This window comes from Pseudoxanthomonas sp. SGNA-20 (assembly GCF_003931635.1).
In the GTDB taxonomy this organism is placed as follows: Bacteria; Pseudomonadota; Gammaproteobacteria; order Xanthomonadales; family Xanthomonadaceae; genus Pseudoxanthomonas.
Genome location: NZ_RRYK01000001.1, coordinates 534,260 through 554,322, shown reverse-complemented (window position 1 = coordinate 554,322; position 20,063 = coordinate 534,260). Strand labels below are relative to the sequence as shown.

The 20,063-nt window shown below is 73.8% G+C and carries 19 protein-coding genes; 11 read left to right on the top strand and 8 right to left on the bottom strand.

Annotation, left to right across the window (positions count from 1 at the left end; translation table 11 throughout):
- Window positions 1-49: 49 nt before the first annotated feature.
- The 6 genes from pepQ to rph form a co-directional block, all read right to left on the bottom strand.
- Entirely contained in the window at window positions 50-1,369 is a 1,320-nt protein-coding gene (pepQ, locus tag EIM48_RS02440; protein ID WP_019397504.1) for a Xaa-Pro dipeptidase, read from the bottom strand.
- A gap of 58 nt (window positions 1,370-1,427) precedes the next feature.
- The gene (locus tag EIM48_RS02435) at window positions 1,428-1,760 is read right to left on the bottom strand and encodes a PilZ domain-containing protein (protein ID WP_019397503.1); all 333 of its coding nucleotides are present in this window, start codon (window positions 1,758-1,760) and stop codon (window positions 1,428-1,430) included.
- Window positions 1,757-4,102, bottom strand: coding sequence for a DUF1631 domain-containing protein (locus tag EIM48_RS02430; protein ID WP_125111006.1), 2,346 nt, complete (start codon window positions 4,100-4,102; stop codon window positions 1,757-1,759). Before EIM48_RS02430 ends, EIM48_RS02435 begins: the two co-directional genes overlap by 4 nt.
- A 97-nt stretch (window positions 4,103-4,199) precedes the next feature.
- The gene (gene hemW / locus EIM48_RS02425; RefSeq protein WP_019398436.1) at window positions 4,200-5,354 is read right to left on the bottom strand and encodes a radical SAM family heme chaperone HemW; all 1,155 of its coding nucleotides are present in this window, start codon (window positions 5,352-5,354) and stop codon (window positions 4,200-4,202) included.
- A gap of 21 nt (window positions 5,355-5,375) precedes the next feature.
- The gene (gene rdgB / locus EIM48_RS02420) at window positions 5,376-5,972 is read right to left on the bottom strand and encodes an RdgB/HAM1 family non-canonical purine NTP pyrophosphatase (RefSeq protein WP_125111005.1); all 597 of its coding nucleotides are present in this window, start codon (window positions 5,970-5,972) and stop codon (window positions 5,376-5,378) included.
- Between the two features lie 14 nt (window positions 5,973-5,986).
- The gene (rph, locus tag EIM48_RS02415; RefSeq protein ID WP_019398434.1) at window positions 5,987-6,712 is read right to left on the bottom strand and encodes a ribonuclease PH; all 726 of its coding nucleotides are present in this window, start codon (window positions 6,710-6,712) and stop codon (window positions 5,987-5,989) included.
- Between the two features lie 117 nt (window positions 6,713-6,829).
- On the opposite strand from rph, the gene EIM48_RS02410 reads away from it, so the two are divergent.
- On the top strand, window positions 6,830-7,693 hold the full coding sequence (locus EIM48_RS02410; protein WP_019398433.1) for a YicC/YloC family endoribonuclease: 864 nt from the start codon (window positions 6,830-6,832) through the stop codon (window positions 7,691-7,693).
- A gap of 30 nt (window positions 7,694-7,723) precedes the next feature.
- Here EIM48_RS02410 and EIM48_RS02405 read toward each other — a convergent pair whose 3' ends face one another.
- Window positions 7,724-8,497 carry an ABC transporter permease gene (locus EIM48_RS02405; protein WP_125111004.1) on the bottom strand — a complete coding sequence of 258 codons (774 nt, stop codon included), beginning with the start codon at window positions 8,495-8,497 and terminating at the stop codon, window positions 7,724-7,726.
- On the bottom strand, window positions 8,452-9,375 hold the full coding sequence (locus tag EIM48_RS02400; RefSeq protein ID WP_125111003.1) for an ATP-binding cassette domain-containing protein: 924 nt from the start codon (window positions 9,373-9,375) through the stop codon (window positions 8,452-8,454). The genes EIM48_RS02405 and EIM48_RS02400 overlap by 46 nt, the downstream gene beginning before the upstream one ends.
- A 317-nt stretch (window positions 9,376-9,692) precedes the next feature.
- Between EIM48_RS02400 and gmk the strand changes: the two genes are divergently transcribed.
- The 10 genes from gmk to EIM48_RS02350 all read left to right on the top strand — a co-directional run bounded on the left by gmk (window position 9,693) and on the right by EIM48_RS02350 (window position 20,005).
- Window positions 9,693-10,331: a guanylate kinase gene (gene gmk / locus EIM48_RS02395; protein WP_026010483.1), complete on the top strand. Its 639-nt coding sequence runs from the start codon at window positions 9,693-9,695 to the stop codon at window positions 10,329-10,331.
- Window positions 10,332-10,454: 123 nt separating this feature from the next.
- Complete coding sequence (rpoZ, locus tag EIM48_RS02390; protein WP_026010482.1) at window positions 10,455-10,754, top strand: DNA-directed RNA polymerase subunit omega; 300 nt, start codon at window positions 10,455-10,457, stop codon at window positions 10,752-10,754.
- A gap of 152 nt (window positions 10,755-10,906) precedes the next feature.
- Window positions 10,907-11,752: an NAD-dependent epimerase/dehydratase family protein gene (locus EIM48_RS02385; protein WP_125111002.1), complete on the top strand. Its 846-nt coding sequence runs from the start codon at window positions 10,907-10,909 to the stop codon at window positions 11,750-11,752.
- A 3-nt stretch (window positions 11,753-11,755) separates the two neighbouring features.
- Complete coding sequence (locus EIM48_RS02380) at window positions 11,756-12,733, top strand: glycosyltransferase family 2 protein (RefSeq protein WP_019398427.1); 978 nt, start codon at window positions 11,756-11,758, stop codon at window positions 12,731-12,733.
- A gap of 102 nt (window positions 12,734-12,835) precedes the next feature.
- Window positions 12,836-15,271 carry a penicillin-binding protein 1B gene (mrcB, locus tag EIM48_RS02375; RefSeq protein WP_037034301.1) on the top strand — a complete coding sequence of 812 codons (2,436 nt, stop codon included), beginning with the start codon at window positions 12,836-12,838 and terminating at the stop codon, window positions 15,269-15,271.
- Window positions 15,271-15,801 (top strand): tetratricopeptide repeat protein, encoded by a 531-nt coding sequence (locus EIM48_RS02370; RefSeq protein WP_125111001.1) that lies wholly within the window; start codon window positions 15,271-15,273, stop codon window positions 15,799-15,801. The genes mrcB and EIM48_RS02370 overlap by 1 nt, the downstream gene beginning before the upstream one ends.
- Window positions 15,802-15,862: 61 nt before the next feature.
- Window positions 15,863-17,908 (top strand): ATP-dependent DNA helicase, encoded by a 2,046-nt coding sequence (locus EIM48_RS02365; protein ID WP_125111000.1) that lies wholly within the window; start codon window positions 15,863-15,865, stop codon window positions 17,906-17,908.
- A 44-nt stretch (window positions 17,909-17,952) separates the two neighbouring features.
- Window positions 17,953-18,657, top strand: coding sequence for a tRNA (adenosine(37)-N6)-threonylcarbamoyltransferase complex dimerization subunit type 1 TsaB (gene tsaB, locus EIM48_RS02360; RefSeq protein ID WP_125110999.1), 705 nt, complete (start codon window positions 17,953-17,955; stop codon window positions 18,655-18,657).
- Between the two features lie 190 nt (window positions 18,658-18,847).
- Complete coding sequence (locus EIM48_RS02355) at window positions 18,848-19,228, top strand: diacylglycerol kinase (RefSeq protein ID WP_019398422.1); 381 nt, start codon at window positions 18,848-18,850, stop codon at window positions 19,226-19,228.
- Window positions 19,229-19,255: 27 nt separating this feature from the next.
- Complete coding sequence (locus EIM48_RS02350) at window positions 19,256-20,005, top strand: TerC family protein (protein WP_028914613.1); 750 nt, start codon at window positions 19,256-19,258, stop codon at window positions 20,003-20,005.
- Window positions 20,006-20,063 lie beyond the last annotated feature (58 nt).

The window sequence follows — 20,063 nt, the reverse complement described above, 5'->3', positions numbered from 1 at the left end:
GGCTGGAAGGCGAAGGGCCCGCGTGAGCGGGCCCTTCGCTTTTTGCGGCTTATCCGGCGAACGCGGCGCGGGTGAGGTTCTCCGGCGCCGCCTCCGTGCACAGCACGTCGTCCTCGATGCGGATGCCGCCGTAGGGGCGGAAGAAATCCACCCGCGCCCAGTCCACCGCGTCGGCGTGGCCGCGGGCCTTCACCTCGTCCAGCAGCATGTCGATGAAGTAGATGCCCGGCTCGATGGTGACGACCATGCCCGGCTCCAGGACGCGGGTCATGCGCAGGTAGGGATGCCCGGCGGGACGGTCGATCGTGCCGCCGCGGTCGCTGGCGGCGAACCCGGCCACGTCGTGCACCTGCAGCCCCAGCGGGTGGCCCAGGCCGTGCGGGAAGAACGCCGCGCTCACCCCGGTGGCAAGCGCCGCTTCCGGCGACACCTTCAGCACGCCGAACTCGCGCAGGATGCCCATCAGCGCCAGGTGCGCGTCGAGGTGCAGCTGGCGGTAGTCGGCGCCGGCGCGCACGCCGGCGCACATCGCCTGCTGCGCGGCGTCCACAGCGTCGATCATGGCCTGGAACTCGCTGGCGCAGTCGCCGGCGTAGGTGCGGGTGATGTCGGCGGCATAGCCGCAGTGGCTGGCGCCGGCATCGATCAGGAAGCTCAGCGACTCCGCCGGGGCCACGCGGTCCAGTTCGGTGTAGTGCAGCACCGCGCCGTGGGTGTTGAGCGCGACGATGTTCTGGTACGGCACCTCGGTGGCGTCCTGCTGCGCGGCGGCGCAGTAGGCCATGTGGATCTCGAACTCGCTGGCGCCGGCGCGGAAGGCGCGCTCGGCGGCGCGGTGGGCGCGCACCGCGCGGCGCTGGGCCAGGCGCATCAGCGCGACCTCGTACGCGGTCTTGTACGAGCGCTGGTAATGCAGGTAGTCCAGCGCCGGTTGCGGGTTGTCGGGGACGTAGTCGCCCAGGGCGCTGTTGGCCTCGCCGATGATCGCGCTGCGCGCGGCAGGCGGCAGCAGCGGCAGCGCCTCCTCCGGGGTGCGGATCACCTGCACCTCCACGTGCTCCACCCACCAGCCGCTGGGCGCCTCCGGCACCACGTGCCAGTAGTCGCGCGGCTGCAGGTAGATCAGCCTGGGCTTGTGCCCGGGGGTGTACACCAGCCAGCTGTCGGCGACGCTGGTCAGCGGCACCCAGTGCTTGAAGTGCGGGTTGGCCGCGAACGGGTAGTCGCGGTCGTCGAAGGCCTGGTAGTGGCGGCGCCCGCTCGGCACCAGCAGGTGCTCGCGGCCGCAGCGGGCCAGCGCCTCGTCGGCGCGCGCGCGCAGGGTGGCCAGGTGCTGGGGGTAGAGGGCGGCGATCTCGGTGGCGTTCATCGGGGGCAGTACGGCGGAAAGCGCCCATTCTGCCCCAGCGCATGCGCCGCTGCCGCCGTCAGGCCTCGGCCTCGACCCAGGCGCGCACCCGCGCGCGGTGCACCTCGGAGATGGCCAGGAAGCGGAAGCCGCACCAGGCCTGGCCCGGGGTGTTGGCCGGCGCCGACCACAGCAGGTGCACACCGACGTCGATCGGATCGCCCGGGTCGTCGAGCACGAACCGGAGCTGGTACAGCGCGTCCTCGCGCAGCGGCGCCGCGGCGAGCAGCAGCAGGCCGCCCTCGGACAGGTTGCCGAGGTGGCCGACCACGGCGCCGGCCATCACGTCTTCCACCGGCACGCTGCCAGGCACCTGGCGCCGCCGCCCGCGGCGGGCATCCTCGTTGTTCATGCACCTGCTCCCGATGGCGCCGGCTCCGCGCGCCCGGCCAGCCCGCGCAGCAGGCGCAGGGTGGCGTGCCAGGCGCGGTCGACCAGGCGGCTGCGTTCCTCGGTGACCACCCGCGCCTGGCCGGCGGCCATCATCCGCGCCAGCGCGTCCAGCGAATGTTCGGCCACCTTCTGGCCGCGGGTGTTGACGAACAGCGCGTGGTCGGTGACCGGGCTGTACCAGGACAGCCGCTGCCGCCGCACCTCGCCCTGGGCGCCGAGGCTGAATTCGAACCAGGTGCCGAACGGCAGTGCCCGCACCTGCTCGTAGCAGGCCTGCTCCCCGGCGCTGCGCGGCGGCAGCGGCTCGCTGCGACGTGCCGCGTCCTCGCCCAGGCGCGCGCGCGCCTTGAGCCGCGCGGTGAGCTCGGTGCGCGAGGTGACCTCGTCGTCCTCGCTGCGCGACAGGCGGCGGGCGATCGCGCCGGCCTCGTCCTCGTGGTAGCCGACCTGGCGCAGCGCGGCCTCGATCTGCGTGCCCAGTGCCGGGTCGGGCGCGGCTTCCGGATCGCAGGTGACCTCGACGATGCGCGCGGTGGCCGCGGTGCGCTCGCGCCATTCCGGCGAGCCCTCGCCGTGGCGCAGGGCGGTGAGGGTGAGCACGTCGGCCCAGGCCTGGTTGAGCAGGGCCTGGGCGAACTGCGGTGGCCTGCGCCCGGCCAGGCAGGCGCGGATCGCGGCGTCGGCCTGGTGCTTGGCACCGGCCAGGCGGTCGCGCCCGCGCGCGGCCTCCACCTGGCGGCGCTCGCTGACCTCGGCCTTGCGCAGCATCGCGCGCTGCTGTTCCTGGACCTCCTGGTTGGCCAGTTCGAACACCGCCGGGTCGCCGTCGTAGGCCTCGACCACCCGCTGCACCACCTGCTCCAGGCGCTGCACCAGCTGCGGGTCGGCATCGTCCTCGCCCAGCCAGGTGGCGCCGGACTCGGCCACCGCGTTGAGCAGTTCGCGCGCCGGGTGGCGCTCGGCGACGAAGAAGCCCTGGTCCTGCAGCGCGGCGCGCGCCAGCGGCACCTGCAGCCGTTCCAGCAGGTCCTGGGCCGGTGCGTCGCCGCGCACCTGGCGGCCGATCTCCTGGTAGAGGATGGACAGCAGGTCGAACGCGTCCTCGTGTTCCGGCGGCAGTGCGGCGGCCGGCCCGTGCTCGGCGCGCAGCCGCGCCAGGGTGGCCTCGCGCAGGTCCTGCATGGTGCGGCGGCGCTGGCCGCGGGCGCGCGCCAGCGGCAGCGATTGCAGGCTGCCCAGCACCTGGGTGACCAGTTGCGGCGGCAGCACCTGCGGCGGGACCGCCGGTCCGGGTGCCGCTGGGCGGGTGGCGGCGCGGTGCGCGGCCAGCAATTCGCGCATGGCGGCGAACGCGGCCTGCACTTCCTTCGGGTCGCCGTCCGCGCTGGCGATGGCGGGCGTGGCCTCTCCGGCCGCGGCCGCGGGCGCGGTGCCGGCAGCCGCCCCTGGCGGCATGCCCCCCGGCAGGCCGGCCAGCGCCCGGCCCCAGCCCGCGCCGCGACCCTGGCCGTGCCAGCCGGTCATCGGCCGCGGGCGGTTCGCGGCCTGCGCCGGCGTGCTGCGCCGCTGCGGGGCGCTGGCACACGGTGGACGGTAGGGCGTGTACACCAGGCCCGGCAGCACCCCGGCGCGGTCGAGCAGGGCATTGAGCTGGCGGGCGAACTCGCCGTGCAGGTCCATCACCTGGCGTTCGAACTGGCGGTACAGCAGCAGCTGCGCCTCCGGCGGCAGCTGCAGCGCGTCGCCAGCCGTGCGCAGGCACTGGCACAGCGCATGCGGTCCCAGCGGCAGCTGCTCCAGCTCGAACGCCGGCGTGGCGGCCAGCACGGCGAAGCGCTGCGCCAGCAGCAACAGCTCGCTGCCGCCGCGCTGCACCTGGCGGCGGGCGATCTCGCGCAGGACGATGGCGCGGTCCAGTTCGGTGTCCTCGACCAGGGCCAGTGCCGGCCCGGGCGCGGGTTCGGCCGGTTCGGCGGGCTCGGCCGGCGGCGGTGCGCGCAGCCCGGCCAGGCTGCCCTCGAGGGCGGCGAGGAAGCGCGGCTGGAAGGCGGCGCGGTGCTGGCGCAGCAGGCGCATCGCATCCAGGCGCTCGGCCTGCTCGCTGCTGCTGCGCGCGCCCTCGGCCAGGCTGAAGAGCTGGTTTTCCAGCCCGTCCAGGGTGGCCTCCAGCCACGGCCCCAGCTGCGTGGCGGCCAGCTCGCGGACCTGCAGGAGGATGGCGCGCACGCGCGCCGGCAAGGCGGCGTCCGCCAGCGCCGGGAATGCCGGGTGGCCCGGCGTTGGTCGGTTGGTGGCTTGCATTCTGTGACCGCGTTCCCCCTTGGGCGGTATTTAGCACGTTTCCATGCGGGGCGGCATGGCGCGCCGCACCGCGGTCCCGGCGGGGCCGGGGATGGCCTCAGAGGAACAGGGAAATCACGTCGTTGGCGAAGCGCCGCCCCAGTGCGGTGGGCGCCACCCGCTCGCCCTCGAGCTGCAGCCAGCCGCGGCCGCGGGCCTGTTCCAGCGCCGGCGCCAGATGCGCGCGCGGCAGTCCGGTGCGCACCTCGAAGTCGGCCAGGGCGAAACCCTCGTGCAGGCGCAGGGCGTTGAGCATGTATTCGAACGGGCGCTGCTCCGGGGCGATGCGGTCGTCGCCGCCGATCGCCTGGGCGGTGCCGGCGGCGGCCATCCAGGTGGCCGGGTGCTTGTGCTTCCAGCGGCGCAGGATGGCCTGTTCGGCGCCGAGGGTGATCTTGCCGTGGGCGCCGGCGCCGATGCCCAGATAGTCGCCGTAGCGCCAGTAGTTGAGGTTGTGCGCGCACTGCCGGCCCGGGCGGGCGTAGGCGCTGGTCTCGTAGTGGACGTAGCCGGCGTCGGCCAGCAGGGCCTGGCAGCGCTCCTGCATGTCCCAGGCCAGGTCGTCGTCCGGGATGCCTTGCGGCGGCCGGGCGAAGAACACGGTGTTGGGTTCCAGCGTCAGCTGGTAGTGGCTGATGTGCGCCGGCTGCAGGGCGAAGGCACGTTCCAGGTCGCGCTCGGCCATGGCCAGGTCCTGGCCGGGCAGGGCGTACATCAGGTCCAGGTTGAGGTTGTCGAAACCGGCGTCCTGGGCCAGCTTCACCGCGGCCTCGGCCTCGGCGCTGTCGTGGATCCGGCCCAGGCGCTGCAGGCAGCCGTCGTCGAAGCTCTGGATGCCGAAGCTGATCCGGTTCACGCCGGCGGCGCGGTAGCCCTCGAAGCGGTCGTGCTCGGCGGTGCCGGGATTGGCCTCCAGGGTGATTTCCGCGTCCGGGGCGAAGCGCAGGCGCGCGGCGGCGGCCGAGAGGATGGCCTCGATCGCCGCGGCCGGGAACAGGCTGGGCGTGCCTCCGCCGAAGAACACGCTGTGCACCGTGCGGCCCCAGACCAGGGGCAGGTCGTGTTCCAGGTCGCGTACCAGTGCGGCCACATACTCGTCGAACGGCAGTCCGCCCCTGGCTCCGTGCGAGTTGAAGTCGCAATACGGGCACTTGCGCACGCACCAGGGCAGGTGCACGTACAGCGACAGCGGCGGCGGGATCAGGTCGGGCATGGCAGGCTCGCGCCGGCGCGCTCAGCCAAGCACTTCGGGCAGGCGCGCGCGCAGCAGTTCCAGCGCCTTGCCGCGGTGGCTGATGCGGTTCTTCAGCTCCATCGGCATTTCCGCCGCGGTCAGCCCGTGCGCGGGGTCCAGGAACACCGGGTCGTAGCCGTGGCCGCCGCTGCCGCGGCGTTCGCGGATGATGCGCCCGCGCCACTGCCCCTCGACCAGCAGCGGCTGCGGGTCTTCGGCATGGCGCAGCACCACCAGCACGCACTGGAAGTGGGCGCCGCGGCGCGGGTCGTCGACCCCGTCGAGCGCGGCCAGCAGCTTGTCGATGTTGCGTTGCGGGTTGGCCGGCTCGCCGGCATAGCGCGCCGAGTACAGGCCCGGCGCGCCGCCGAGGGCGTCCACGCACAGCCCGGAGTCGTCGGCCAGCGCCGGCAGGCCGGTGACGCGGGCCGCGTGGCGCGCCTTGATCAGCGCGTTCTCGACGAAGGTCAGCCCGGTCTCCTCGGCGTCCTCGACGCCCAGGTCGGACTGCGCGACCAGCTCGATCCCGCTGTCGGCCAGCAGGTGGTGCAGTTCGTCGAGCTTGCCGCGGTTGGAGGAGGCCAGGACCAGCTTCATCGCATGCTCCCGCCTCAGCCGGCCAGGGCCTGGCGCTGCAGTTCCAGCAGCTGGCCGATGCCGCGCTCGGCCAGGCCCAGCAGCGCGTCCAGTTCGTCGCGGCGGAAGGCATGGCCCTCGGCCGTGCCCTGCAGCTCGATGAAGCCGCCGCCGTCGTTCATCACCACGTTCATGTCGGTGTCGCAGTCGCTGTCCTCGGCGTAGTCCAGGTCCAGCACCGGCACGCCGCGGTATACGCCGACCGAGATCGCGGCGACCGCGCCGTGGATCGGGTCGCGGGAAATCTCGCCGCGCGCCAGCAGCCAGCGCACCGCGTCCGCCAGCGCCACGTAGGCCCCGGTGATGGCGGCGGTGCGGGTGCCGCCGTCGGCCTGCAGCACGTCGCAGTCCAGGGTGATGGTGCGCTCGCCCAGGGCGCCGCGGTCGACGCAGGCGCGCAGGGCGCGGCCGATCAGGCGCTGGATCTCCAGGGTGCGGCCGCCCTGCTTGCCGCGCGCGGCCTCGCGCTCGGAGCGGGTGTGGGTGGAGCGTGGCAACATGCCGTACTCGGCCGTCACCCAGCCCTCGCCCTTGCCGCGCAGGAATGCCGGCACCTTGTTGTCGATGCTGGCGGTGCACAGCACGCGGGTGTCGCCGAAGCTGACGAGCACGGAGCCTTCGGCGTGGCGGGTGAAGCCGCGTTCGATGCGCACGGGGCGCAGCTGGTCGGGGGCGCGGCCACTGGGGCGGACGACGGTCATGTGTGGTTTCCGTAGGCGGGGCCCCGGCGGTCCGCCGGCGGGGCCGGCGAAGGCGGCAGGGTGCCGCGGCGGGCCGGCTAGATTAACATTCGCCCCCTGCCAAAGACGGATTCCCGCATGATCCGCAGCATGACCGCCTTCGCCAGCGGCGAACGTGGTACCTCCTGGGGCGTGCTCTCCTGCGAGTTGCGCTCGGTCAACCACCGCTTCCTGGAGACCGGCCTGCGCCTGGCCGACGAGCTGCGCGCGCTGGAACCGGTGCTGCGCGAGCGCGTGGCCGCGCGCGTGCAGCGCGGCAAGCTGGACCTGGTGATGCGCCTGCGCGCGCCGGAAGGCGCCGCCGGGCTGGCGGTCAACGAGGCCCTGCTGGCGCAGCTGGGCGAGCTGGCCCAGCGCCTGGACGCGCGCTTCCCCAACCTGCAGGTGCAGTTCACCGACCTGCTGCAGCTGCCGGGCGTGCTGCAGACCCCGGTGGCCGACGGCGAGGCGCTGCAGGCGCAGGCGCTGGAGCTGCTGGACCAGGTGCTGGACGAGTTCATCGCCGCGCGCGAGCGCGAGGGCGCGGCGCTGGCCGCCGCGATCCGCGAGCGGGTCGACGCGGTGGAGCGCATCGCCGGCGAAGTGCGCGCGCTGGTGCCGGACATCCGCGAGGGCCAGCGCGCCAAGCTGGCCGCGCGCCTGGCCGACCTGCCGCACCCGGTGGACCCGGGCCGCGCCGAGCAGGAGCTGGTGCTGTGGCTGCAGAAGCTGGACGTGGACGAGGAGCTGGACCGCCTCGCCAGCCACGTCGCCGAGATCCGCCGGATCCTCTCCGGCAAGGCGCAGGCCGTGGGCCGCCGCCTGGACTTCCTGCTGCAGGAGTTCAACCGCGAGGCCAACACCCTCGGTTCCAAGTCGGTCGACGCCCGCACCTCGGCCGCCGCGGTCGAGCTGAAGGTGCTGATCGACCAGATCCGCGAGCAGGTGCAGAACATCGAGTGAGCCGCGCGGGGGCCGCGCGCCGGATGGCGCTCAGGCGATCTCGCGCCGCGACAGCCACCAGGCGGTCAGCGGGAACAGCACCGCCGCCAGCATGGGTCCGAGCAGGACCGCCGCGTCGCGCATGGCCTCATGGCCGCCGTTGCTGGCGGCCACCGGATAGGCCCAGGGCAGCCAGTACCAGTATTGCGAGGCGCCGAGCTGCATCGCCGCCAGGGTGGCCACCACCGACACCGCCAGCGGGGTGACCACCGAGCGCAGGCGCCAGCTCAGCGCATGCTGCAGCGCCACCACCGGCAGCGCCGCCAGCGGCGCCGCCCACAGCCGCGGCAGCTGGGCCTGCAGCGCCGCTTCCAGCGGGAATCCGGCCAGGCCGAGGATGCCGGTGCCCAGCGCGAGGGCGAGCAACAACGCCAGCTGCGCGGCCGCCAGCAGCAGCACCGAGACCATGGCCTTGGCCGCGTACAGCTCCAGCCGGCCGACCGGCAGGCTGAGCATCAGCCGCCAGGTCTGGTTGCGGTGCTCGTTGCCGTTGACCAGCGCGGTGCACAGGCCGATGTAAAGCGGCAGCATGAGCAGGCTCCACAGCGCCGACGCGCTGCCCCACAGCATCGACCACTGCGCGGCGGTCATGGCGTCCGGGGTGATCCGGCGCAGGGCCATCCCGAACATCAGCGCCACCACCGCCGCCGGGCAGGCCACGGTGGTCAGCAGCACCAGCGAGCGGCGCAGCTTGAGCAGTTCGACCAGGCAAAGGCGGATCAGGATGCGACGGCTCCCCCGGAGGCGGTCATCTGCAGGAACCACTGCTCCAGCGTCGGCTTGCGCAACACCGACGGGTAGAGCACGACCCCGGCCTGCACCAGCTGCGAGTTGAGCAGGCCGGCGCGGTCGCGGTCGACGTCGGCCACCAGCACCCGGTTGGGGCTTTCGGCGCGGGCGGCGTAGCCCAGCGCCTGCAGCGTGCGCGAGCCGCGTTCGGCGTCGTCCACGTCCAGGGCCAGGACCCCGGCGAGCTGGCGTTCCAGTTCGCCGGCCGAGGCCTGCAGCCGGATCGTGCCTTCGTGCAGCACGGCCAGGTGGGTGGCGGTCTTCTCCACCTCGTCCAGGTAGTGGCTGGCGAAGAAGATGGTGCAACCGGCGGCTTCGGGGAGGGCGGAGAGCAGGGCGCGGATGTCGCGGATGCCGTCCGGGTCCAGGCCGTTGGTGGGCTCGTCCAGGACCAGCAGGCGCGGACGCCCCAGCAGGGCATGGGCCAGCGCCAGCCGTTGCCGCATGCCCAGCGAATAGTGCTCGATCCGCTGCCGGCGGTCGGGGCGCAGTCCGACCAGTTCCAGCGCGCGGTCGATCTCGCTGCGCGGCAGCTGCTTCAGGCACGCGCCGATGGACAGGAACTCGCGCGCGGTGAGGTTGGGGTAGCTGCTGGGCGCCTCGATCAGGCAGCCCATCTGCGCCAGCACCTCGCGCCGGTGCTGGCGGATGTCCTTCCCCAGCACGCGGATGCTGCCGCGGTCCGGCGCGGCCAGGCCGGCAAGCAGGCGGATGGTGGTGGACTTGCCATGCCCGTTGTTGCCGAGGAAGGCGAACACGCTGCGCTCGGGGACCACCAGCTGCAGGTCCTTCAGTATCCGCCGTGGGCCGTAGGACTTGTCGACGGCCTGCAGTTCGATCGCTGCGTTTGGCATGGGGGCGTGGGCTCCTGGCTGCCCGCCGCAAGCCGTGGTCCAGCGCACGCCGGTGTCGGGGCGTTGGCGGCGAGCATGCCAAGCGGCCGCAAACGCGGTAAACCCAACCAACGACAGGGGCTGCGCGCAAAGCGTGGCGGCGCCGGGGGCCGGCCGGGGCGGGGGGTCTGCTACCATTCGCGCCCCGTTACCCCATACACGCGGCCCCGGGTCCCAGGCGCGGCAATGGCGCCAGACCCGCCCGGGGCCTGGAGAAGTGGCACCGGTCCCCAGGCCCGAGTTCGCGCCGCCGGGCCGGTGCAGGACAGCCGATGAGCATGCGCGGAACCCTCTTCATCGTTGCGGCGCCTTCCGGCGCCGGCAAGTCCAGCATCGTCAACGCGGTGCTGTCGCGCGATCCGGCCATCCGGCTGTCGATCTCCTTCACCTCGCGCGCGCCGCGCCCGGGCGAGCGCCATGCCGAGCACTACCACTTCGTCAGCGAGGAAGAGTTCCAGCGCATGATCGACGCCGGCGACTTCTTCGAGTACGCCCGCGTGCACGGCGACTGGAAGGGCACGGCGCGGCAGTCGGTGGAGCCGCAGCTGGCGGCCGGCCACGACGTGCTGCTGGAGATCGACTGGCAGGGCGCGGCTCAGGTGCGGGCCAAGGTCCCCGACGCGGTCAGCGTGTTCATCCTGCCGCCGTCGCGGGAGGCGCTGGAGCAGCGCATGCGCAAGCGCGGCCAGGACAGCGACGAGGTCATCGCCCGCCGCCTGGCGGCCGCGCGCGAGGAGATGTCGCACTACGGCGAGTTCGACTACGTGATCGTCAATGAGGTGTTCGAGACCGCGGTGGACGAGATGTGCGCGATCTTCGTCGCCAGCCGCCTGCGCCGCGGCCAGCAGCAGCAGCGCCATGCCGGCCTGATCCGCGCCCTGCTCGGGCAGGACCCCGGCGCCGGCCCCGCTGCCTGAACGCAAGTCCCTGAACGGAAAGGAAGAACCGGCGCCGGGCCTTGCCGCGGAGGCGGCGGCGCGGGTAAACTCCGCCTCCATTTCCCCAGACACGAGTGGCGACCGCAGTCGCCTGGAACCCCTATGGCCCGTATCACCGTTGAAGATTGCCTGGAAGTGGTCAACAACCGCTTCGAACTGGTCATGATGGCCGCCAAGCGCGCCCGCCAGCTGGCCAATGGCGTGCCGGCCACGATCGAGAACGAGGACGGCGACGACAAGCCGACCGTGCTGGCGCTGCGCGAGATCGCCGCCCGCACCGTCGACGCCAACCTGATCGACGAAGTGGAGAAGGCCGAGCGCGAGCGCGCCGAGCGCGAGGCGCTGGAGTGGGCCGCCGCCGAGGTCGTCGCCGACGACGACCTGTCCAAGGGCGACGACTGAGCCGCGCCCGCCTGCATCGCCACACCCGACGGCCCGCCTCGCGCGGGCCGTCTTCGTTGCGGCCGTTCATGCGCCGGAGGACCGGCCGGCGGGGCCGCACGCTATAGTCCGACGCCGCCGCGCCGGCGCCCGCCACCCAGTCCGCAGCCGCCATGCCCGTCCTCGTCATCGGCGCCACCAGCCAGATCGGCCACTTCCTGCTGCCGCGCCTCGCCGCCGGCGGCGATGGCGTGCTCGCGCTCAGCCGCCATCCACGGCCGGCACGGGCCGGGGTGCAGTGGCTGCAGGGCCAGCTGCCGGGACCGATGCCGGAACTGCCGCCGCTGCGCGCGGTGGCCAGCTTCGCCCCGCTGGACACGCTGGCGCAGTGGCTGTCCGGCCTGCAGTCCGCGCCCGCGCCGCGGGTGGTCGCCACCAGTTCGATGAGCGTGCTGACCAAGCGCGACTCCGCGGTGCCGGCCGAGCGCGAGCTGATCGGCCGGCTGGCCGCCGGCGAGGCCGAACTGGAACGGCAGTGCCGGCGCCTGGGCATGGCCTGGACCGTGCTGCGCCCGACCCTGATCTACGGCGCCGGGCTGGACCGCAGCCTGACCCCGATCGCGCGGCGCGCCGCGCGCACCCGCCTGTTCCCGCTGCCGGCCGGCCGCGGCCTGCGCCAGCCGGTGCATGCCGACGATCTCGCCACGGCGGTCCTCGCCTGCATCGATACCGGCGCCGCCGACGGCCGCATCCTTGCCCTGGGTGGCGGCGAGCGCCTGCCGGCGGCGGAGATGTTCGCGCGGGTGCGCGCCAGCCTGCCGTTCGCCACCATGCCGCTGCCGCTGGGGCGGCCGCTGCTGCGCCTGCTGGCGGCGCTGCTGCCGGGCGCGCGTGGGCCGGTGTCGCGGCTGGACCGCGACCTGGTCGCCGACAACGCCGAGGCCAGCGCCCTGCTGGGCGTGGCGCCGCGCCCGTTCCGGGTCGACGCCTCGATGTGGCGCATGGACGCGGAGGGCTGAGCGGTGCGCGTGTCGGTGGTGCTGTGCACCTACAACGGCGAGCGCTTCCTCGGTCCGCAGCTGGAGAGCCTGCTGGCGCAGCTGCGCCTGCCCGACGAGATCGTGGTCCAGGACGATGCCTCGTCCGACGGCACCTGGGAGCGGCTGCAGGCCTTCGCCGCGCGCGCGCGGGTGCGCGGGGTGGCGGTGGAGCTGCAGCGCAACCCGGCCAACCTCGGCTACGTGCGCAACTTCGAGCGCGCGCTGCAGCGCGCCCGCGGCGACCTGGTGTTCCTCTGCGACCAGGACGACGTCTGGCACCCGGAGAAGATCGCGCGCATGGCCGCGCGCTTCCTCGCCGAACCGGAACTGGGCCTGCTGCACACCGACGCGCGCCTGGTCGACGCCGATGGCGCCTGGCTGGGCGTGGACCTGCTGCAGGCGCTGGAGGTGTCCCCGGCGGAACTGGAGATGGAGCACTCCGGCCGCGCCTTCGACCTGCTGATGCGGCGCAACCTGGTCACCGGCGCCACCACCGCGCTGCGCGGCGCGCTGCTCGGGCGCCTGCTGCCGGTGCCGGAGGGCTGGGTGCACGACGAGTGGCTGGCGATCGCGGCGGCCACCCAGGCCCGGGTCGACTGCATGCCCTGGGCCTCGATCGACTACCGCCAGCATGGCAGCAACCAGATCGGCGCGCGCCCGCGCCGCCTGGTCGAGCGCCTGGCCTACGGCTGGGTGGCGCGGCGGGTCTCGCTGGAGCGGCTGTGCGTGCTGTACCGCTCGTTCCTGCAGCGCATCGACGAGGGTGGGCTGGCGGTGGAACCGGAAGTGCGCGAGGCGGTGGCGCAGCGCCTGCGGCACGCGCTGGCGCGCGCGCGCCTGCCGCGTTCGCCGCTGCGCCGGCTGGCCTCGGTGCGCGAGGAACTGGGCAGCGGCCGCTACGCGCGGTTTTCCTTCGGCCTGCGCTCGGCCGCCGGCGACCTGCTGGGGCTGCGGGTATGAGCCGTGGCGGCGCCGGCGCGCACCCGGCGGCCGTTCAGCCCCCCGACCGGGCGCGCGCCGATCTCGGGTTAGACTCCGCCCGTTCCTGATCCTGGTATTCCTGTGCCTCGACGTTCTACCGCCGGAGATACCGCCCGCGCGAAGTCCCCCGGGGCGTCCGCCTGGCGCGGCCGCCTGCTGACCGTGGTGCTCGCGGCCGCCGCCCTGGCGGCCGGGTTCCTGGTCCCGTACACGGTCCACCTCAACAACCAGGTGACCGAGCGCTTCGGCGCCCTGCAGTGGCAGATCCCCACCCGCGTGTACGCGCGCCCGCTGCACCTGCGGCCGGGCCTGGCGCTGGACGAGCGCACCCTGCGCACCGAGCTGGACGCGGCCGGCTACCAGGAGGACGGCGAGGGCCGGCGCCAGGGCAGCTACCACGTCGACGGCGCCCGCTTCACGATCTCCAGCCGCGGCTACGCCGACATCGACGGCGTGGTGCCGCCGCGGCGGATCGAGGTCAGCCTGTCCGGCGGCAAGGTCTCGCGCCTGCGCGATGCCGGAAGCGGCCAGGCGATCAAGGCCGCGCGCCTGGACCCGGCGCGGATCGCCACCCTCTACGGCCAGCGCCAGGAAGAACGGCGCCTGGTGCGGATCGAGGAAGTGCCGGAACTGCTGACCACCGGCCTGCAGGCGGTGGAGGACCGCGACTTCGCCCGCCACCACGGCATCGACGTGTCCGGCATGCTGCGCGCACTGCTGGTCAACCTGCGCTCGGGCGAGAAGAAGCAGGGCGCCTCCACCCTGACCCAGCAGCTGGCCCGCAGCGGCCTGCTGGGCATCGGCAAGGAGCAGACCTGGAGCCGCAAGTTCAACGAGATCCTGTACGCGCTGATCCTGGAGGCGCGCTACGACAAGCGCACGATCCTGGAGACCTACCTCAACCAGGTCTACCTGGGCCAGCGCGGCGGGCAGGCGATCCACGGCGTGGCTTCCGGCGCCGAGTTCTGGTTCGGCCGCGACCTGGACGACCTGACCACCGAGCAGACCGCGCTGCTGATCGGCCTGGTCAAGGGCCCGTCCTACTACGACCCGCGCCGCCACCCGCAGCGCGCGCTGGAGCGTCGCAACGTCGCCCTGTCGATGATGCACGCCACCGGCCTGATCGACGACGCCGAATACGAGCGCGCGCGCAAGGCGCCGCTGGGCGTGACCGCGCGCCCGGGCGTGGCCGCGGCCAACCGCTTCCCCGGCTACATCGACCTGGTGCGCCGGCAGCTGGCCAGCGACTACCCGGAAAGCGCGCTGCAGGGCGCCGGCCTGACCGTGCTCACCGGCATGTCGCCCTCGGCCCAGGCCTATGCCGAGGGCGCGGTGGCGCGCACCCTGGAGGCGCTGCAGACCGGCAAGCGCCCGCCGCTGGAGGCGGCGGTGGTGGTGACCGACGTGCGCGGCGGCGACGTGCTGGCGGTGGTCGGCGGCCGCAACGCCGAGCTGCACGGCTTCAACCGCGCGGTCGAGGCGCAGCGGCCGGTCGGCTCGCTGCTCAAGCCGTTCGTGTACCTGCTGGCGCTGGCGCAGCCGCAGCGCTTCTCGCTGGCCAGCTTCGTCGAGGACGCCCCGGTCACGGTCGAGCTGGGACGCGGCCGGCGCTGGTCGCCGGGCAATTCCGACAACCGCAGCCACGGCACGGTGCGGCTGGTGGACGCGCTGGCGCATTCCTACAACCAGGCCACGGTGCGGGTGGGCATGCAGGTCGGTCCGGACCGCCTGGCGCAGCTGCTGAAGGTGCTGGCGGGGATCGAGGCCGAACCCAATCCCTCGCTGATCCTCGGTTCCACCGACCAGAGCCCGTACGCGATGACCCAGCTGTACCAGTTCCTCGCCTCCGGCGGGCAGGTGCAGCCGTTGCGCGCGGTGCGCGGCGTGCTCGACCCGGAAGGCCGGCTACTCAAGCGCTACGACACCGCGCCGGCGCCGGCCCAGGAGGGCGACTCGATCGCCGCCCGCCTGGTGACCATCGCCCTGCAGCAGGTGGTCAACAGCGGCACCGCGCGCCAGCTGCAGCGCGACGGCCTCGGCCGCCTGTCCCCGGCCGGCAAGACCGGCACCAGCAACGACGGCCGCGACAGCTGGTTCGCCGGCTACACCGGCGACCACCTGGCAGTGGTCTGGGTCGGCAACGACCAGAACCAGCAGACCGGCCTGTACGGCGCCACCGGCGCGATGCGGATCTGGTCGGGCCTGTTCTCGCGCCTGCCCAGCTCGCCGCTGCAGGTCGATGGCAAGGGCGTGGAATGGCACTGGGTGCAGGCCGAGGGCTCCTACGTCACCGACGCCGATTGCCCCGGCGCGCGCCGGCTGCCGTTCGTGGCCGGCACCGCGCCGGACTACGCGCCGTGCACCCCGGACTACCTGCCGCTGCCGCTGGATGGCACCGCGCCGCCGCCGGCGCAGGCGCAGGAGCGCCAGCCGGGCTTCTGGCGGCGCTTGTTCGGCGGCGGCCGCGCCGCCGATCCGCAACAGGCGCCGGCCCCGGCGCAGCCGCCTGCGCCATAATGGCCGGCATGCAAGCCTTCCCCCGTTTCCCCACCGCAGCGGCCGCCTGCCTGCTGCTGGCCGCCTGCGGTACCACGCCCGCGCCGCCGGCCCCGGCCGTGCCCGAGGTGACCCCGGCGCAGCGCCTGGCCGCGGTCCAGGCCGCCGCCGGCGCCGCCGACACCGAACTGGACGTGCAGCCGCTGCGCGACCCGCAGGTCGCCGACCTGCGCGAGCGCGCCGCCGCGGCGCTGGCCGCCGGCCAGGCCGAAGCCGCCGCCGAGGCCCTCAACCAGGCCCTGCTGGCCGCCCCCGACGACCCGGCGGTGCTGCAGGAGCGGGCGGAGGTGGCGCTGTTGCAGGGCCAGTACGACCGCGCCGAGACCCTGGCCCGGCGCGCCTATGACCTCGGCTCGCGGGTCGGGCCGATGTGCCGGCGGCACTGGGCCACCATCGAGCAGTCGCGGCTGGCGCGCGGCCAGGCGGAGAATGCCGCCTCGGCCAGGGCGCATCTGGCCGCCTGCACCGTCCCGGGCGTGCAGCGGTTCTGACGGCGGCGGCCGCGGCGTACCCCGCCGCCGGCCGCGCCGGACCGTGCATCCTGCATCGACCATGTCCCTTCTTGCCCAGGCCAGCCGCGAGGCGCTCAGCGAAGGAGGCGCGCTCGCCGCGCGCCTGGACGGCTTCACCGCGCGCCCGGCGCAGCAGCGCCTGACCGCGGCGGTGGCCGAGGCGATCGAGCACCGCGACGTGCTGCTGGCCGAGGCCGGCACCGGCACCGGCAAGACCTACGCCTACCTGGTGCCGGCGCTGTTGTCGGGGCTGAAGACCATCGTCAGCACCGGTACCCGCGCACTGCAGGACCAGCTCTACCACCGCGACCTGCCGCGGGTGCGCGACGCCCTCGGCAAGGGTGTCCGCAGCGCCCTGCTCAAGGGTCGCGCCAACTACCTGTGCCGCTACCGGCTGGAGCAGGCCAGGGGCGACGCGCGCTTCTCCAGCCCCGAGCAGGCCAGCCAGTTCCAGCGCATCGTCGCCTGGGCCGGGCGCACCCGCGCCGGCGACATGGCCGAGCTGGAATCCCTGCCGGATGATTCGCCGCTGCTGCCGCTGGTCACCTCCACGGTGGACAACTGCCTGGGCAGCGACTGCCCGTTCTGGGAGGAGTGCTTCGTGGTCCAGGCGCGGCAGCGCGCCCAGGCCGCGGACCTGGTGGTGGTCAACCACCACCTGCTGCTGGCCGACCTGGCGCTCAAGCAGGAGGGGTTCGGCGAGATCCTGCCCGGCGCCCAGGCCTTCGTGATCGACGAGGCGCACCAGCTGCCGGAGCTGGCCGCCAGCTTCTTCGGCGAAGGCTTCGGCATGCGCCAGATCCAGGAGCTGGGCCGCGACTGCCTGGCCGAGTGCAAGCAGACCACCGGCGCCACCGCGGTGGTGCAGGGGCCGGTGCGCGCGCTGGAGCAGGCCCTGCGCGAGCTGCGCGCGGCGATGGAGGCGCTGCCGCCGCGCGGCACGCGCTACCGCGCCCTGGCCCTGCCGGCGGTGGCCGATGGCTTCGACGTGCTGGCCGACGCGCTGGCCGCGCTGGAGCAGGCCATGGAGCCGCTGGCCGAAACCTCGCCCGGCTTCGAGGCCTGCGTGGCCCGTGCCCGCGACCTGGGCGAACGGCTGCAGCGCTGGCGCGATGGCGACGCCGTTTCCGATGCCTTTGCCGAACCGGCCGACGAGCAGGCCATGGTCGAGGCGGTGGCCGGCGAGGAGGGGGCCGATGCCGAGGCCCTGGCCGCCGCGGCCGCGCGCGGCGGCGAGGTCTACTGGTACGAGCTGAGCGCGCGTGGCTTCCGCTGCCAGCGCACGCCGCTGGACGTGTCCGCGCCGCTGCGCCAGCACCGCGAGCGCTCGCACGCGGCCTGGATCTTCACCTCGGCCACCCTGGCGGTGGGCGGGGGCTTCACCCACATCGGCCGCAAGCTGGGCCTGTTCGATCCGCAGACCCTGCTGGAGCCAAGCCCGTTCGACTGGCAGCGCCAGGCGCTGTGCTACCTGCCGCGCAACCTGCCCGAGCCCAGCAGCCGCGAGTTCACCGCGGCCATGCTCGCCGCGGTGCGTCCGGTGCTGGAGGCCTCCGGCGGCCGCGCGTTCCTGCTGTTCGCCTCGCACCGCGCCCTGCGCGAGGCCGCCGCCGCGCTGGAGGGCGGGCCGTGGCCGCTGTTCGTGCAGGGCAGTGCGCCCAAGGTGGAGCTGCTGCGCCGCTTCCGCGAATCCGGCAACGGCGTGCTGCTGGGCTCGGCCACCTTCCGCGAGGGCGTGGACGTGGCCGGCGACGCCCTGAGCGTGGTGGTGATCGACAAGCTGCCGTTCGCCGCCCCGGACGACCCGGTGTTCGAGGCGCGGCTGGAGGCGGTGCGCCGGCGCGGCGGCAATCCGTTCCGCGACGAGCAGCTGCCGCAGGCAGTGATCGCGCTCAAGCAGGGCGTGGGCCGGCTGATCCGCAGCGAGACCGACCGCGGCGTGCTGGTGCTGTGCGACCCGCGCATCACCGGCAAGCCCTATGGCCGGGTGTTCATGCAGTCGCTGCCGCGCTTCGCGGTGACCCGCCGGATCGAGGACGTGCAGGCGTTCTTCGCCACCGCCGCGCCGGACGCCCCGCTGGACTAACCTGCAACCCCCGTTTCCCCGTTCCGCTGCCGAAGACCGCCCCGATGAAACTGCTCGCTTTCGAAACCGCCACCGAGGCCTGCTCGGTCGCGCTGTACCTGGACGGGGAAATCCGCGAGCGCTTCGGCGTGGTGCCGCGCCGGCACGCCGAGCTGGCCCTGCCGTGGGCACAGGAACTGCTGGCCGAGGCCGGCATTGCCCGCGCGCAGCTGGACGCGATCGCCGTGGGCCGCGGCCCCGGCGCGTTCACCGGGGTGCGCCTGGCCATCGCCCTGGCCCAGGGCATCGCCCTGGCGCTGGAGCGCCCGCTGGTGCCGGTCTCGACCCTGCAGGTGCTGGCCGCCGGCGCCGCGGCCGACGGCCCGGACCGGATCCTGGCCGCGATCGACGCGCGCATGGGCGAGGTCTACGTCGGCGCCTACGAACGCGAAGGCGGGCGCCTGCGGGCGCTGGACCGCGAGCAGGTACTGGCGCCGGAAGCGGTGCGGCTGCCGGTCGCCTCCGGAGCCTGGCAGGGCGTGGGCACCGGCTTTGCCGCCGCCGACGGCCTGCTCGCGCAGCGCCTGGCGGGCGAAATGGTCGCGGTCGACCCGGCCGCGCTGCCGCGCGCCGCGGTGCTGGCGCGCCTGGCCGCGAGTGCCTGCGAGGCCGGCGAGGCGGTGCCGGCCGAGCGGGTCGAACCGGCCTACCTGCGCGACAACGTCGCCCTGACCCTGGCCGAACAGCAGGCGCTGCGCGCCTCCAGGTGACCCGGCCGAACGGCCGGAGTGGCGGCTGTCCGTGGCCGGCGCCGCGCGCCCGCGCGGCGTGCCGGGGAGGGGTGTGGCAAAATTGGCGCTCCGTTGGCCCGCCACCGCCTGATGACGTCCCAGTTCCGGGCCCGGCCCTCCGGCCGGCTTCCATTGCCGCCGTACCCGCATCTCCCCGCAGGGCAAGCCCATGGCTGACGTGAGCGGCCACCTGCCCCGCGGCCCGCGCCGGATCCTGCAGGCCGCGCAATGGTCGCTGCAGGGACTGGCCGCGGCCTGGCGCCACGAGTCTTCGTTCCGCCTGGAGGTCTACCTGTTCGTGGTGCTGGCGCCGCTGGCGCTGTGGCTGGGCCGGGACGGGATCGAGCGCGCCCTGCTGCTCGGCTCGATGCTGCTGGTGCTGGCCGCCGAGCTGCTGAACTCCGCGATCGAGGCGGTGATCGAGCGCTACGGCCCGGAACACCACGAGCTGGCCGGCCGCGCCAAGGACATGGGCTCGGCCGCGGTGTTCGTGCTGATGCTCAACGTGCTGGCGTGCTGGGGCCTGGTCCTGGGCCCGCGCCTGCTGTGAACCCGCTTACCACTGGAAACATCCCCCATGAACCTTGAATTCCTGGCCGACCCGAACGTCTGGCTGACCCTGGTGACCCTCAGCGCGCTGGAGATCGTGCTGGGCATCGACAACCTGGTGTTCATCTCGATCGCGGTCGGCCGCCTGCCGCAGGAGAAGCGCGCCTTCGCCCGCAAGTTCGGCATCGCCGTGGCCTGCGTCACCCGCATCTGCCTGCTGGTCTCGCTGGCCTTCCTGGCGCGCATGCACACCGAGCTGTTCCACATCGGGCAGATGGGCATCTCGGTGCGCGACCTGATCCTGATCGTCGGCGGCGCGTTCCTGCTGGTGAAGGGCATCATGGAAATCCGCGAGCTGATCAGCGGCGGCCACGACGACGACCCGCGCACCACCAAGGCCTCGCAGGTGTTCTGGGTGGTGATCGCCCAGATCGCGGTGATCGACATCGTGTTCTCGCTGGACTCGGTGATCACCGCGGTGGGCATCGCCGACCACATCCCGGTGATGGTGGTGGCGGTGCTGGTGGCGGTGGCGATCATGCTGCTGGCGGCCAACCCGCTGGGCAACTTCATCGACGCCAACCCCACCATCAAGATGCTGGCCCTGGCCTTCATCCTGCTGGTCGGCGTGGTCCTGGTGCTGGACGGCTTCGACGTGCACGTGCCCAAGCCGTACATCTACTTCGCCATGGCCTTCTCGGTGATGGTGGAGATCCTGAACCTGCTCATGCGCCGGGTGGCGCGTGCCAAGCAGGTCCCGGGCGCGGGCGAGTTCTGAGCCGCGGTGCCCGGCGGCGGCGCCGGGCGGACCCGCCCTGTAATACAGTCCGACTCCG

Bases quoted from the DNA above. Each gene is read 5' to 3' on its own strand.
- pepQ (WP_019397504.1), bottom strand. From the start codon at position 1,369: ATGAACGCCACCGAGATCGCCGCCCTCTACCCCCAGCACCTGGCCACC.
- EIM48_RS02435 (WP_019397503.1), bottom strand. From the start codon at position 1,760: ATGAACAACGAGGATGCCCGCCGCGGGCGGCGGCGCCAGGTGCCTGGC.
- EIM48_RS02430 (WP_125111006.1), bottom strand. From the start codon at position 4,102: ATGCAAGCCACCAACCGACCAACGCCGGGCCACCCGGCATTCCCGGCG.
- hemW (WP_019398436.1), bottom strand. From the start codon at position 5,354: ATGCCCGACCTGATCCCGCCGCCGCTGTCGCTGTACGTGCACCTGCCC.
- rdgB (WP_125111005.1), bottom strand. From the start codon at position 5,972: ATGAAGCTGGTCCTGGCCTCCTCCAACCGCGGCAAGCTCGACGAACTG.
- rph (WP_019398434.1), bottom strand. From the start codon at position 6,712: ATGACCGTCGTCCGCCCCAGTGGCCGCGCCCCCGACCAGCTGCGCCCC.
- EIM48_RS02410 (WP_019398433.1), top strand. From the start codon at position 6,830: ATGATCCGCAGCATGACCGCCTTCGCCAGCGGCGAACGTGGTACCTCC.
- EIM48_RS02400 (WP_125111003.1), bottom strand. From the start codon at position 9,375: ATGCCAAACGCAGCGATCGAACTGCAGGCCGTCGACAAGTCCTACGGC.
- gmk (WP_026010483.1), top strand. From the start codon at position 9,693: ATGCGCGGAACCCTCTTCATCGTTGCGGCGCCTTCCGGCGCCGGCAAG.
- rpoZ (WP_026010482.1), top strand. From the start codon at position 10,455: ATGGCCCGTATCACCGTTGAAGATTGCCTGGAAGTGGTCAACAACCGC.
- EIM48_RS02385 (WP_125111002.1), top strand. From the start codon at position 10,907: ATGCCCGTCCTCGTCATCGGCGCCACCAGCCAGATCGGCCACTTCCTG.
- EIM48_RS02370 (WP_125111001.1), top strand. From the start codon at position 15,271: ATGGCCGGCATGCAAGCCTTCCCCCGTTTCCCCACCGCAGCGGCCGCC.
- EIM48_RS02365 (WP_125111000.1), top strand. From the start codon at position 15,863: ATGTCCCTTCTTGCCCAGGCCAGCCGCGAGGCGCTCAGCGAAGGAGGC.
- tsaB (WP_125110999.1), top strand. From the start codon at position 17,953: ATGAAACTGCTCGCTTTCGAAACCGCCACCGAGGCCTGCTCGGTCGCG.
- EIM48_RS02355 (WP_019398422.1), top strand. From the start codon at position 18,848: ATGGCTGACGTGAGCGGCCACCTGCCCCGCGGCCCGCGCCGGATCCTG.
- EIM48_RS02350 (WP_028914613.1), top strand. From the start codon at position 19,256: ATGAACCTTGAATTCCTGGCCGACCCGAACGTCTGGCTGACCCTGGTG.